We start from the raw sequence: 14,124 nt of genomic DNA, 5'->3' as shown, positions 1-14,124 counted from the left end.
GCAATATTGTGCTACAAGAATATCGTAAACACGTAGAAGAGCGTGCCGCGTTAGGTATCGTACCAGCGCCATTAGATGCTCAGCAAACGGCTGATCTTATTGAACTAATTAAAAACCCACCAGCGGGTGAAGAAGAGTTCATCTTAGATTTACTAATCAACCGCGTACCACCAGGCGTTGATGATGCAGCATACATCAAAGCAGGCTTTTTAGCGGCAGTTGCTAAAGGCGAAGCACAATCTCCATTAGTATCTAAAGAAAAAGCAGCAGAATTATTAGGTACAATGTTAGGTGGTTACAACATCGCCCCAATGATTGAGCTACTTGATGACGAAACACTTGCGCCTATCGCTGTAAAAGGCCTATCAAACACATTATTAATGTTTGATGCATTTTACGACGTAGAAGAAAAAGCAAAAGCAGGCAACGAGCACGCTAAAAAGATTATTCAATCTTGGGCAGACGCTGAATGGTTTACTAACAAGCCAGCTGTTGCTGAAAAAATCTCTGTTACTGTATTTAAAGTAACCGGCGAGACAAACACTGATGATTTATCACCTGCACCAGATGCATGGTCACGTCCAGATATCCCGCTTCATGCTTTAGCAATGCTAAAAAATGAGCGCGACGGTATCACTCCTGACAAAGCGGGTGAAGTAGGTCCAATCACTAAACTTGAAGAATTAAAAACACAAGGTTTACCACTTGCATACGTAGGTGACGTTGTAGGTACTGGTTCTTCTCGTAAATCTGCAACTAACTCTGTGCTTTGGTTTATGGGTGATGATATCCCATACGTACCTAATAAGCGCGTTGGTGGTGTATGTTTAGGTAACAAAATTGCGCCTATCTTCTTCAACACAATGGAAGATTCAGGTGCGTTACCAATCGAGTTAAATGTTGATGAGTTCAACATGGGTGATCAAATTGATATTTACCCATACGAAGGTGTAGTTAAGCGCCACGGTACTGATGACGTTATCTCTACTTTTGAGCTTAAATCAGACGTAATTTTAGATGAAGTACGTGCCGGCGGCCGTATTCCTCTAATCATTGGTCGTGGTTTAACAGACAAAGCACGTACCTCTTTAGGTTTAGGTGCTACTGACGTATTTAAAGTACCAGCAGTAACAGAAGTGTCTGATAAAGGCTTTACACTAGCGCAAAAAATGGTTGGTAAAGCATGTAACGTAGCAGGTATTCGCCCAGGCCAATACTGTGAGCCAAAAATGACGACTGTAGGTTCGCAAGATACTACAGGTCCTATGACACGTGATGAGCTTAAAGACTTAGCATGTTTAGGTTTCTCTGCAGATTTAACAATGCAGTCATTCTGTCATACCTCTGCTTACCCTAAACCAATTGACGTAAACACTCACCATACGCTTCCTGATTTCATCATGAACCGTGGCGGAGTTTCACTTCGTCCTGGTGATGGTGTAATTCACTCTTGGTTAAACCGTATGTTATTACCAGATACTGTAGGCACTGGTGGTGATTCACATACACGTTTCCCATTAGGTATTTCGTTCCCAGCGGGTTCAGGTGCAGTAGCGTTCGCAGCAGCAACAGGTGTTATGCCACTTGATATGCCTGAGTCTATTTTGGTTCGCTTTAAAGGTGAAATGCAACCAGGTATCACTTTACGTGACCTAGTACATGCAATCCCATACTACGGTATTAAGCAAGGCTTATTAACAGTAGAGAAAAAAGGTAAAATCAACGAATTCTCTGGTCGCGTACTAGAAATTGAAGGTGTTGAGCACTTAACTGTTGAGCAAGCGTTTGAATTATCAGATGCATCAGCAGAGCGTTCAGCAGCAGGTTGTACTGTTAAGCTTTCTAAAGAGTCTATCAGCGAATACCTTGAGTCTAACATTGTTATGCTTAAGTGGATGATCTCTGAAGGTTACGGCGATGTACGTACAATCGAGCGTCGTATTACAGCAATGCAAGAGTGGTTAGCAAACCCAGAACTTATGGAAGCTGATGCTGATGCAGAGTACAAGCACGTTGTAGAAATCGACCTAGCAGAAATTAAAGAGCCAATCCTTTGTGCTCCAAATGACCCAGATGATGCGCGTTTACTTTCTGATGTTACTGGCGAGAAAATCGACGAAGTATTCATCGGTTCTTGTATGACTAACATTGGTCACTTCCGTGCTGCGGGTAAATTACTAGATGGCTTTACAGGTCGTATCCCAACTCAACTTTGGGTAGCTCCACCAACGAAGATGGATAAAGACCAACTAACTGACGAAGGGTACTACGGTATCTTTGGTCGTGTTGGTGCACGTATCGAAACGCCAGGGTGTTCACTGTGTATGGGTAACCAAGCACGTGTTGCTGATAAAGCAACGGTTGTTTCTACTTCAACACGTAACTTCCCTAACCGTTTAGGTACAGGCGCAAATGTATTCTTAGCATCAGCTGAGCTTGCTGCAGTAGCGGCAATTTTAGGTAAATTACCTACACCAGCTGAGTACCAAGAATACGCAGAGAAAATCAATGCAACGGCTGCAGATACATACCGTTACTTGAACTTCCACCGCATGCCTCAGTACACTAAAAAAGCAGACAACGTAATTATTCAGCAAGCTGTATAATTTAAAGCTGTTTTAAAAAAACCCGCTTAGGCGGGTTTTTTATTGGCTAAAATAAAATTGAATATTTCATGCTGTAATAAGTTTTATTTGAATTAAATATAACCATTACCCACTTTTTATATAAATAATAAAGCAAATATTCCTTTCTACATGCATTAAAATCTCTTTTAATATTCTCATTATTTTAAGCGAGATTTTATGACTGCATTAAACAACCAGAATTTACTGCAACTTCGTTTTATTAACCAAGCAAATATTGATTTGGTTAAGCCTTCTTTTGATAACCTACCTGCTAATCCGTATGCAGATGGTGAATTTCGTAAGCGTCGTTACTCGGTAATTAAATTTCAAAATGGTGAGCTAAAACTACAAGCTGCCAAAGCGTTTGTTCAAGACGATTCTATTAATACCTTTCAGGGTAATGTTGAGCGTACTTATGAAAACTTAGAGCAAAGCTTACTTGAGTCAGAAGGGATGAAAAGCATTGTAAGTGAGTTTTGTGAGCTTACCGGTATTGATGAAGGCCGTGATATTGAAATTCACCAATTTAGAATGCTTGCGATTGATAGCGATACGCCCGCAGCACCTGAAGGTGTGCATCAAGATGGGTTTGACCATGTTTGTGTATGTGGTGTTTCTCACGAAAACTTAGAAGGCGGCGAGCTGCTAGTATACGAAAACAAGCAAGCAGAACCGTGTTTTAAAATGGAAATTAAAGACGGAATGTTTGCACTAATAAACGACCGTCAAGTTTGGCACAATGCAACGCCAATGAACAAAGTAGATACAAGCAAGCCAGGTTACTTGGATTGTTTTGTACTTACCTCTTAAGGAATGCTCATGAACATAGCGCAACTACGTGAGCAGTTTCCTGCATTAATACAAACCGTTGATGGTAAATCGCCAATATTTTTAGATGGCCCAGGTGGCTCTCAAGTGCCGCAGTCTGTACTAAATGCAATGACTGCTTATTTAGGGCACTACAACTCAAACTTAGGCGGTGCGTTTTTTTCAAGTGATAAAACCGTTGAATTAATGGCAAATGCGCGCCAAGCAGCGGCCGATTTACTTAATGCGCCAAGTGCACAAAATATAGTGTTTGGCCCTAATATGACCAGCCTTACCTTTAGCTTTAGCCGTGCTATTTCACGCGATTGGCAAGCCGGCGATGAGATTATTGTGACTAACGCTGATCATTTCTCAAATGTATCGTCGTGGCAGCAAGCAGCGCAAGATAAAGGCGTTAAAGTTCAAACCGCTTTAATTAACGAGGCTGATTGCAGCTTAGATATGGCGCAGTTTGAAAGCTTATTAAACAGCAATACTAAACTGGTTGCGGTGACTTACGCTTCAAATACTACGGGTTCTATTAACGATATAAAACGTATTATAGAGCTTGCCCATGCTGTAGGCGCATTAGTGTACGTTGATGCCGTGCATTATGCACCGCACGAGCTTGTTGATGTTCAGGCCCTTGATTGCGACTTTTTGGCCTGTTCTGCATATAAGTTTTTTGGTCCTCACTTAGGCATGGTGTACGGTAAAACAAAGCATCTTGAAGGTTTTACGCCTTACAAAGTAGAACCAGCTAAAGATGTAGCACCAGGTCGATGGGAAACAGGCACGCAAAGCTTCGAAGCCTTAGCAGGTTTTATTGCCGCTGTTGATTACATTGCTGCAATTAGCGGGCTTGATGAAGGCCACACGCGCCGTGAAAAGTTAACGGCGGCTTTTGCTAAAACAAAGCAGCACGAAATGGCGCTTAGTGAGTACTTTTTAACGCGTTTAGTTAATTACCCACGCATTAAGCTATTTGGCATTGATGACCTAGAGCGCTTAAACGAGCGTACGCCTACATTTGCTTTAACCTTTGAAGGATTAGAGCCGCGTGAGGTGTCTGAGTTTTTAGGCAAACAGCATATTTGTGTGTGGGATGGTAATTTTTATGCACAAGGCTTATGTGAGCAGTTAGGCGTACTTGATAAAGGCGGTGTAGTGCGCATCGGTTGTATGCATTACAACACCACCGAAGAGCTAGATAAGTTATTTGATTTGTTTGATCAACTTCTTTGAAACTGACAGTTTATACCAATCCGCATAATTAAGTATTATCGCGGATTGGTATGAATACAAATCTGCGCTTTTGAATAACTCTTTTTAAAGCTCAAATGTTTAAAGTAGTCAGCGGTTAGTTAGTTTTTGCCCGCTGACTGTTTTAGCTTTTAGGTGTGCCGTATATGTGCTCTGCGCGATTAAATAGCACCCATGAAGTTAATATATATTTATCGTTCGATACCGGCTTATTACCTCTATGGGTATGCGTAAAGTAGCCAGGGGCAATGACCATAGTGCCTTTTTTAGGCGCAATTTTACGTTTTTGATAATAAAACTCTGTTTCGCCACCTTCCTCTACATCGTTTAAATAAAACATAAATAATAATACACGGTGCAGTGCTTCATTGTGTTGTAGCTGTGGATACACTTCACTATGCCAGTAAGGGTAGCCGCCTTTATTTACCTCGTACTTTTGCGCCTGAATGTTCCCAAGTCTAAATATTTGCTGCACCAGCACAGAGAGCTGTGGTTTGCCCACTTCGTCAAAGTTATCCTGTGTTAAATCCACCACATCCCCCGTTTTTGGGTGATACACTTTTAAGCCAAATGCGCCAATTAGCATAAAAAAGTGTGCTTCTACATAGTTAAAAACATGCTGTGCAGTGGTTTGCTGAATATGCTTTAATTGTTGGGCGTATTCTGGGTAACTGTTTAATTGCAGGTCGTGGCTGTCTTTCTTTTTTAAGTCCACACCACCAGAGGTTACACCTTGTTTTACATGCGGGCTGTTAGAGAATGTGGTAATAAAGTTATCGCAAAAATCATCGCTTAACGCGTTATCAATAACGTGGATAAAGTCCGTCATGATTTACCTTTTTATTTAGTTATTATTTGGATTTTTATGTTTATTGAAAAAGTGATGCCGCGCTTTAGCGAAACAGATGCACTCGGACACATCAACAATACCGTACTACCTGTGTGGTTTGAAGCCGCACGCGTCCCTATTTTTAAATTTTTTACCCCCGATCTAAACCCACACGACTGGAAACTGATCATCGCTAAAATAGAAGCATCGTTTGTAGGGGAATTATTTTATGCTCACGAAGTGACGATTAAAACAGCCGTTGAGCATGTAGGAAATAGCTCTTTTACCATTAAGCAAGAGGCGTGGCAGCAAGGTAAATGCTGTGTTGTGGGTAAAACTGTATTAGTGCGTTATAACTTTAAAAACAAAGCTAAACAAAATTTAAGCGAAGCAGAAGTCGCAGCACTCAGCGAACACCTAGTTTAACTAGGTGCATTTACTCCACGCAACGAGGATCGTGATGTAAACCACAAGCGACAGCTGTGAATTTTTATAGCGTTATTTTAACGCATTTTGATTGAGTTACGCTTCTCACTTATATACTATTTATATTATATATTGTTGCACCGCTATGACAGGTACTGTTGAGCTGGTAGTTTATGGAGAATGAATGTGGCATCTACAACTGGCAATAAACCGTTAGAGGTAATAACGCTTAGCGATGGTAAAAGCTTAACTGCAGAAATATTGCCATTTGGCGCTATTATCAAAAGCATAAAGTTTAATAACCAAGAGATGACACTGTGCGTTAACGAACCTGCTTATTATTTAGAAAACCCATTTTATTTAGGGGCAACAGTCGGGCGCTACGCAAATCGTATTGAAAACGGACGTTTTGTATTGTCAGGCACAGAATACCAACTTAAAGCAAATAATGGCCCAAATAGCTTACACGGCGGCGAAAAAGGCTTTAATAAAGTACTGTGGCAAGTCACTAAGCAAAGCAATAATGAAGTGGAGCTCTATTACTGCTCGGCAGATGGAGAAGAAGGCTTTCCTGGGCAGTTACAAGTTTGGCAAACAATTACTGCACGCAATGGCGAGCTAATCCTCAGTTACAAAGCCATTACCGATAAAGAAACCCTCGTTAACTTTACCAACCACTGCTATTTTAATCTTGAAGGCAGTGAAAGCATTAATAATCACCTGCTGCAAATAAATACCGCAACGTATTTACCTATCGATAGTAACAGTATACCGCTTGCCCATCATGAAGATGGCTCGGGCAGCTGCTTTGATTTTACTCACCCTAAGCCCATTGGCGATGCACTGTGCGCACAGCATGCGCAACTTGATGCCGGTAGTGGCTTTGATCATTGCTATATTTTTAGTGATGACAATCGTTTAAAAACAATGGCTACATTAACCTCGCCACACACGGGCGTTAATTTAACCCTTAAAAGTACCCAGCCTGGTATGCAGCTTTATACGGCAAATTTTGTAGGTTCTCCTTTTAATGCACGCCAAGCGGTGTGTTTAGAAGCTCAAAACTGGCCCAATGCAGCAAATAGAAGCGATTATCCAAAAGCTAATTTATTGCCAAATGAAGAATATAATCAGCAAATAATTTTTGCGTTTTCGCAATAACATACTAATTCCACTGTTAAATTAAAGAAAACAAAAAGAAAAATACACGTAACAAAAAGATAGCCATAATTAAGGAAAAGGTTGCACTTTTGCTCAATTTAAAGTATTTATATTATAAATAGTATTTGAAGCTATACACACCACACAACGACAAAATGACTACACACAATCAGGAGTTTTTAAAAAATGATAATTAACAATAAGTTATCGTTCAACAAGAAAACCGCACTCAGTATTGCTATTACAGGCATATTGGCAAGCGGCCACGTTGCAGCTCAAGGCGCTGAAGGCGACACACCGACAGTAGTAGATAAAGATGTTGAGGTTATCGCAGTAACGGGTATTCGCAGCAGCTTACGTTCATCAATGTTAGATAAAAAAGCATCTAATGTTGTAACCGATGGGATTAAAGCAGAAGATCTTGGTAAATTTCCTGATTTAAACGTAGCAGAGTCTCTGCAACGTATTACAGGTGTAGCCATTGACCGTAGTGGCGGTGAAGGGCAAGCAGTAACAATTCGTGGTTTTGGCCCACAATTTAACACGGTACTTGTAAATGGTCGTCAAATTGCGACTGACAGTGCAGGGCGTGAATTTAATTTTGATGTATTAGCGGCAGACCAAATCACCGGTGCTGATATTTATAAAAGTAACAGTGCAACGCTTCAAGAAGGCGGCATTGGTGGTACGGTTAACGTAACCACAGCTCGTCCATTCGATTTTGGTGGCTTACATGTGATTGGTTCAGTGAAAGGCATGTACGAAAGCCTTTCTGAAGAAGTATCGCCATCGGCTTCATTTTTAGTAAGTAATACGTTTAACGACGACAAGCTCGGTGTGCTTTTTGCCATCACTAACCAACAACGTAAGCTGCAAAATAACCAAATTTTAACGGCGGGTTGGCGCGGTGGACAAACTATTTCAAATCCACAAGACGGCGTACTGTACGACAATGCATACATCCCACGTAACTGGGACCAAGTTGTAGATGAGCAAGACCGTGAACGTACTAATGCAAGCTTAGTATTACAATATGCACCGTCTGACGATATTACTATTACTGTAGATGGTTTAATTTCAAAATTTGAAGTGGACTCATCAGTACGCGATTTAGCTTCTTGGTTTGAACCAGACCGCGTAGGTAGCGCAACAATCGATCCTGAAACGGGCACCTTACTTACCTTTACGCAAGAAGTAGGTTTAGGTAACGCCAGTGGCAACCCTGCAACCGACTTTGTATCACACACACGTAACTCGCGTGATGTAACTAACAAAGCATTTGGTATTAACGTTGACTGGCAAGTAAACGAGTCATTAAAAGCAAAATTTGACGTATCTCGCTCAACAGCTGAAAACGACCGTGCTGGTAATGACCGCTTTAACGTAGTGGGTATTATTAACAGCTACAGCTTTGACGGCACCGGTAGCGTTCCTACCGTACAGCATGATGGTTTTGAAAATGGCTCGCTGCCAGATGCAAGCCTTGCGCGTCTTCACTACAACGAAATTGGTAACCAGTTTACAGATGAAGATGAAATTACCGAAATCAAAGCCGATTTTGAATACGTACCAGATAAAGGCCCAGTTGATCGCATTAACTTTGGTGCTTATCGTCAAGAACGTGAAAAATCAAGCTTCCAAATTTTTGGTAGCCAATGTCAGTTTTGTGGTTACGGCACTGAAGCACCACTTGATGAAATTGATTTTGAAGCTTACTCAGCAAGTAACTACTTCCCAAGTTTAATCGATACATTTTATAGCTACGACGGCGATAAAATGCTTGATTATCTTGCTGACCAAGGTTTCCCTGTAGAGCCAACACTACAAAATAACCGTTACACAATTAACGAAGATATCACTAGCCTTTACATGGACTTTACCATTGGTTTCGACCTAGCTGATATGCCAGTTACGGTTAACATGGGTGCACGTTACTCAGAAACTGATATTGAAGTAGCGGCTGTACAAAGCTTTATCAGCGATGTTATTCCTACCTCTGATGCCACTTTATTCCAAAACGTATTTGGCCCGGCAACAGACATTCAAGAAGGGACGAGCTACTCAAACTTACTTCCTTCTTTTAACGTTAAGCTTGAACTGCAAGACAACATGATTTTACGCTTTGCAGCGTACGACAGTATTACTCGTCCTACTATGTCACAGTTATCACCTGCGACCACGTTTAACGAGCCTCGTCGTCAAAACTTAACAGCAAGTGGTGGTAACCCTGCACTTAAGCCGTTCCAATCTGAAAACTGGGATATCTCTTACGAGTGGTACTACAACGACGCTAACTTATTTAGCTTTGCCGTATTTAGTAAAGAAGTGGATGACTTTATTGTTACCCTAACCGGCGACGAAACATACGACATGACTGACCGTACAGGCCCTGGTTTTGCGTGTACAACCTGTACTGACCAAACCGATGCCGAACTTAACGGTAGCTCAGAAGTTTACACTGTGAGTCGCCCGCAAAATGGCGAGTCTGCAACGGTAACGGGTTACGAAATCGGTGTAACTCATATGTTTGAAAACGGCTTTGGTTTTATTGCTAATGCCACGGTAGTAGATAGCGATATTAGTGTTGATGGCGATACAAGCCAAACATTTGCGCTTGAAGGGTTAGGTGATTCACAAAACTTAGTGCTGTTTTACGAGCAAGATAACTGGCAGGCACGTGTTGCATTTAACAACCGTGAGGGCTTTTTACGCTTAGTTGATAACGGCTTTAACGGCGAACCAGTGAACGTAGAAACGTACGGTCAATGGGATATTAGTGCAAGCTACGATATCAACGAAAACTTCACTATTTTTGCCGAAGGCATCAACATTACTGAAGAAGAGCTAGTGCAAACGGGCCGTTTTGCTAATCAAATCTACTCTGTAGAAGATAATGGCTCACGTTACGCGTTTGGTATTCGCGGTACGTTTTAATTGATAGCAGAGGCAGCGATTGCCTCTTAGTTTTCATTGCAGTGCATTATAAGTACTGTTACTAATAAAGTTAGTAGCTAATTTGCACAAAATGAGACTAATTTAAACAAATGCCCGAAAGGGCATTTGTTGTCTAACCGGTTATCAATAAAGTACTCAAAGAGTAGTCCGTTATGAATAAAGCAATAAAAACAATCGCCGTAATTGGTGGCGGCACAGCAGGATGGCTGAGCGCTGCAATTATCGCTTCGTATCACCAAGGTAATAAGGGTGATGGCTTAAAAGTGATGTTGGTAGAATCATCTGATATTCCAACAATTGGTGTAGGTGAAGGTACCTGGCCCACTATGAAAAACACGCTTCAGCAAATTGGTTTGCGAGAAGTGGATGTATTTAAAGCCTGTAATGCCACCTTTAAACAAGGCGGTAAATTTGTAAACTGGACGCATGGCAACAACGATTTTTACTACCATCCCTTTACGGTACCGCTAGGTTACGGCCGTATAGATTTAGCCCCCTATTTAGATAATGTTGAAAACTTTGCTCAGCAAACTAATTTTCAGCACGATATTTGCGAAGCAAACCTAGCACCGAGAGGCATTGCGCAAGGCGAGTATCAAGCAAATTGTAATTACGCATACCATTTAGATGCCGGTGCCTTTGCCGAGCTATTAAAGCAACATTGTAAGAGCAAACTAGGCATTGAGCACATTATTGGCACCGTTGATCAGGTAAAGCTTGATGAAAGCGGGGCTATAGACACGCTTACCTTAACTGATCAAACCCGCACCATAAACGCTGATTTATACATAGACTGCACGGGTTTTTCATCGCTGTTATTAGGCCAAGCCCTTAACGTGCCATTTAAAAAAATGGACCACGTATTATTTAACGACAGCGCCCTAGCTATGCAAGTCCCCTACGAAGAAGGTGATGAGTCACTGGCCAGTCATACCATTGCCACCGCACAAAATGCTGGGTGGATTTGGGATATAGGCCTAACGCATCGCCGTGGTGTAGGGCATGTATATTCAAGCAAGTTTTTATCAGATGAAGAAGCCGAGCAAAACTTACGCAACTATTTAGGTGATGCCGCTAAAGGCTTAACTGCCCGAAAAATAAGTTTTGAGTCAGGCTATCGCGAAAAATTTTGGCACAAAAACTGTGTTGCAGTGGGAATGTCGGCAGGTTTTGTAGAGCCCCTTGAAGCAACCGCCATTATGTTGGTTGAAATTTCGTCTCGCTTTGTTGCAGAGCACATGCCAGCCGATACCCAAGTAATGCCCATTGTTGCAAAGCGCTTTAATGAGCAAATGGATTATCGCTGGCAGCGTATTATCGATTTTTTAAAACTTCATTACATGTTAACTAAGCGCCCAGAGCCTTATTGGCAAGCGCACGTACAACCACAAAGCATTCCGCAAAGTTTACAAGAAGACTTACTGCTTTGGGGTACGCGTGGCCCACTTATTCAAGATTTTCATGGCGCATTAGAGCTATTTCCTGCCGCCAGTTACCAGTATGTTTTATACGGTATGGGCTTTAAGCCCGACTTTACTAAGCAAGCGTATTTGTACTCAAACGATGCGCAAGCAAATCAAATAATTGAACGTAACAGCCAGCTTACACAGCAGATGTTGCAAACGTTGCCGCCTCACCGTGCTTATATTGAGCAGTGGCTTGCGGCTAACCCAGTTTAAGGATGTGTAACTATGGCAATTAGTGAACTATCAAATACTCAGCACCAAGCAATAAAAATTAACCCTAATGCGGGTGTTGAATACGCAAAAACACAGCATTTAGTTAATCTACGTGCAAACGAAGTAGCAAAAGCAGCCTGCGATTTACCTATTTTTTTAGCGCGTAACGCACACAACGGCAGCTACACCATTTCCGGCTTAACCAGCTTTAGTGCTCAGCAAAGTTTATTTGTGAGTAACAATCAATGGCAAGCGCTGTACACGCCTGTGTGCATACAAACCCAGCCGCTTTATTTACTCACTCGTGAGGCAAATAGCAGTGATTACTTTATTGCTATTGATGAGCAAAGCTCAGCCGTTAATACCCAGCAAGGCGAGCCGTTATTTGATGCCAAAGGCAACCCAAGCCTGTATTTAAGTGCGCAGCAAAAGCTACTAGAAAGCGATTTAAAAAATGATTACCAAACGTACCAATTTACCCAAGAAATTGCCCGCTTAGGGCTTATTAAAAACATAGATATTGTTTTGCAGTTTGAACAAGGCGAGGCGCAAACTATTCAAGGTTTGAGCACTGTTGATGAAGATAAACTGCAAACTTTAGACAGCGATACCATTGCCAATTTACACAAACAAGGTTACCTGAGCGTGCTTAACAGCATGCTTATTTCGTTGTTTCAGTTAAATGCGTTAGTAAAGCGTCACAACCAGCATCCTGAACTTATGCCATTAAAGCAAATTAAGTTAGAACTAAGTCGAGATGCACACGCACTGTAAGGTGCAATTTATTAATTAGCCTTTACAGGTTAATACGTTCACATAGACAGACATTGCGTTTAACGCGCTGGAGACACACACATGTCAGACAACATTTTGCAGTTGGTGGTTTTTTTCTTTGTAACCGCTTTAATTGGTGGACTTACATATTGGAAGTGCCGAGGCCAAAACCGTAATAGTGGTGATAATCAAACAAAAGAGTATTTTTTAGCGGGCGGTGGCCTTACTTGGATGTTTGTAGCAGGCTCAATTACGCTCACAAATTTAAGTACCGACCAGCTGGTGGGCATGAATGGCAATCAAATGGCCTTGCTTGTGTGGTGGGAATTGGCAGCTATTTTAGGGCTTATTATTTTAGCCAAAGTATTTATTCCTGTTTATTACAAGTACAACTGTACAACCACCACGGAGCTGTTAGAAAAACGCTACAACAACAAGCATATTCGCGCTGTTATTGGTGGCTTATTCTTTTTAGGTAATGCGCTAATTTACATGCCTGCGGTTATTTATTCTGGTGCGCTATTTATGCAAACCATGTTTAAGGTTGATATTCCGCTAATGTACATAGCGACCGCATTCGCTTTAGTAGGTGCTATTTATGCATTTTTTGGGGGCTTACGTGCGGTTGCCGTATCCGATACCTACAATGGTTTATTAGTGTTAGGTATGGCAATACTGGTCGTATTTTTAGCGCTTAACGCGATTGATTACAACTTTAGCGGTATTCCACAAGAGCGCTTAACATTAATTGGTGATGCTGACTCGCCAATCCCTTGGCCTACGCTTTTAACCGGTATGATCTTTATTCAAATGTATTACTGGGGTACTAACCAAACCATTACCCAGCGTGCAATGGCTGCGCCAAACGTTAAAGAAGCGCAAAAAGGGATATTTGCAGCAGCGGGTATTCGCTTTTTAATTGTACCGGCGATTGTGGTGCTACCGGGTATTATTTCGTACAAACTGTATGGCGACATTGGCGATGCAGCTTATGGTCGAATTGTAGGTGATGTAATGCCTGCATGGTTAACGGGTGTATTTGCCGCAGCAATGGCGGCAGCAGTGCTTTCTACTTATAACAGCTTATTAAACTCGGCTACGGCACTTTACGTGTGTGATATTCACGAAGCTTACTTTAATAAAGAGCCAAGTGTAGTAAAGCTAAGTGGCTACGTTACGTTGTTACTTACTAGTTTAACGCTTGTGCTTGTGCCAATTTATCAGCAAGCCGACAGCATTATTAACTTACTACAACAGTTAAACGGCTTATTAAGTATGCCTATATTCTCAATTTTTGTAGTGGGCTTATTGTTTAAAAATGTGGATGCGCGTGCAGGTATTGCCGCGGTAATTTTAGGCGTGGTTATGTATGGCATGCTGACGTTTGAAAATTCGCCGCTACATACTGAACTACACTATATTCACTTAATGCCAATTACACTTATTGTATGTGTAGCCTTTGCATTAATCGTTAATAAAGTAGTGTTTGGTTTAAATGCACAGTGGGCAGGTAAAACACCTGCTATTGAAGATACGCCACCAGTGCACGCACCAAAATAACCAGCAGTAAAAAGTTAAGTCACTTTTTATTAGCCAGTTAACA

Annotated in this window: 10 protein-coding genes; 9 read left to right on the top strand and 1 reads right to left on the bottom strand. The window is 41.5% G+C overall.

Features of this window, described 5'->3' with window-relative positions; genetic code table 11:
* Positions 1-8: 8 nt before the first annotated feature.
* The 3 genes from acnB to CWC04_RS14475 all read left to right on the top strand — a co-directional run bounded on the left by acnB (position 9) and on the right by CWC04_RS14475 (position 4,679).
* Entirely contained in the window at positions 9-2,606 is a 2,598-nt protein-coding gene (acnB, locus tag CWC04_RS14485) for a bifunctional aconitate hydratase 2/2-methylisocitrate dehydratase (protein WP_126005547.1), read from the top strand.
* Between the two features lie 198 nt (positions 2,607-2,804).
* Positions 2,805-3,437: a 2OG-Fe dioxygenase family protein gene (locus CWC04_RS14480; RefSeq protein ID WP_055255169.1), complete on the top strand. Its 633-nt coding sequence runs from the start codon at positions 2,805-2,807 to the stop codon at positions 3,435-3,437.
* A 9-nt stretch (positions 3,438-3,446) separates the two neighbouring features.
* Positions 3,447-4,679, top strand: coding sequence for a cysteine desulfurase-like protein (locus CWC04_RS14475; protein WP_138685771.1), 1,233 nt, complete (start codon positions 3,447-3,449; stop codon positions 4,677-4,679).
* A gap of 142 nt (positions 4,680-4,821) precedes the next feature.
* On the opposite strand, the gene CWC04_RS14470 is transcribed toward CWC04_RS14475, so the two are convergent.
* Entirely contained in the window at positions 4,822-5,526 is a 705-nt protein-coding gene (locus CWC04_RS14470; protein ID WP_004588165.1) for a 2OG-Fe(II) oxygenase, read from the bottom strand.
* 36 nt (positions 5,527-5,562) lie between these two features.
* On the opposite strand from CWC04_RS14470, the gene CWC04_RS14465 reads away from it, so the two are divergent.
* From CWC04_RS14465 to CWC04_RS14440, 6 genes are all read left to right on the top strand, one after another.
* The gene (locus CWC04_RS14465; protein ID WP_024032015.1) at positions 5,563-5,952 is read left to right on the top strand and encodes an acyl-CoA thioesterase; all 390 of its coding nucleotides are present in this window, start codon (positions 5,563-5,565) and stop codon (positions 5,950-5,952) included.
* Between the two features lie 186 nt (positions 5,953-6,138).
* The gene (locus CWC04_RS14460) at positions 6,139-7,113 is read left to right on the top strand and encodes an aldose epimerase family protein (RefSeq protein ID WP_249326160.1); all 975 of its coding nucleotides are present in this window, start codon (positions 6,139-6,141) and stop codon (positions 7,111-7,113) included.
* A gap of 186 nt (positions 7,114-7,299) precedes the next feature.
* Positions 7,300-10,047 carry a TonB-dependent receptor gene (locus CWC04_RS14455; RefSeq protein WP_138685769.1) on the top strand — a complete coding sequence of 916 codons (2,748 nt, stop codon included), beginning with the start codon at positions 7,300-7,302 and terminating at the stop codon, positions 10,045-10,047.
* Between the two features lie 173 nt (positions 10,048-10,220).
* Positions 10,221-11,747, top strand: a complete 1,527-nt coding sequence (locus CWC04_RS14450; RefSeq protein ID WP_138685768.1) for a tryptophan halogenase family protein — start codon at positions 10,221-10,223, stop codon at positions 11,745-11,747.
* Positions 11,748-11,759: 12 nt separating this feature from the next.
* Complete coding sequence (locus CWC04_RS14445) at positions 11,760-12,521, top strand: SapC family protein (RefSeq protein ID WP_138685767.1); 762 nt, start codon at positions 11,760-11,762, stop codon at positions 12,519-12,521.
* 81 nt (positions 12,522-12,602) lie between these two features.
* Complete coding sequence (locus tag CWC04_RS14440) at positions 12,603-14,081, top strand: SLC5 family protein (RefSeq protein ID WP_138685766.1); 1,479 nt, start codon at positions 12,603-12,605, stop codon at positions 14,079-14,081.
* Positions 14,082-14,124: the final 43 nt, after the last annotated feature.

Source organism: Pseudoalteromonas sp. S2893 (genome assembly GCF_005887105.1).
Lineage (GTDB): Bacteria > Pseudomonadota > Gammaproteobacteria > Enterobacterales > Alteromonadaceae > Pseudoalteromonas > Pseudoalteromonas atlantica.
The sequence above is the reverse complement of the archived record's forward strand: the minus strand, read 5'-3'. Positions and strand labels throughout refer to the sequence as shown.

Excerpts from the sequence above, each read along its gene's own strand:
- CWC04_RS14445 (WP_138685767.1), top strand. The coding sequence starts at position 11,760 with ATGGCAATTAGTGAACTATCAAATACTCAGCACCAAGCAATAAAAATT.
- CWC04_RS14470 (WP_004588165.1), bottom strand. The coding sequence starts at position 5,526 with ATGACGGACTTTATCCACGTTATTGATAACGCGTTAAGCGATGATTTT.
- CWC04_RS14450 (WP_138685768.1), top strand. The coding sequence starts at position 10,221 with ATGAATAAAGCAATAAAAACAATCGCCGTAATTGGTGGCGGCACAGCA.
- CWC04_RS14440 (WP_138685766.1), top strand. The coding sequence starts at position 12,603 with ATGTCAGACAACATTTTGCAGTTGGTGGTTTTTTTCTTTGTAACCGCT.
- CWC04_RS14480 (WP_055255169.1), top strand. The coding sequence starts at position 2,805 with ATGACTGCATTAAACAACCAGAATTTACTGCAACTTCGTTTTATTAAC.
- CWC04_RS14475 (WP_138685771.1), top strand. The coding sequence starts at position 3,447 with ATGAACATAGCGCAACTACGTGAGCAGTTTCCTGCATTAATACAAACC.
- CWC04_RS14465 (WP_024032015.1), top strand. The coding sequence starts at position 5,563 with ATGTTTATTGAAAAAGTGATGCCGCGCTTTAGCGAAACAGATGCACTC.
- CWC04_RS14455 (WP_138685769.1), top strand. The coding sequence starts at position 7,300 with ATGATAATTAACAATAAGTTATCGTTCAACAAGAAAACCGCACTCAGT.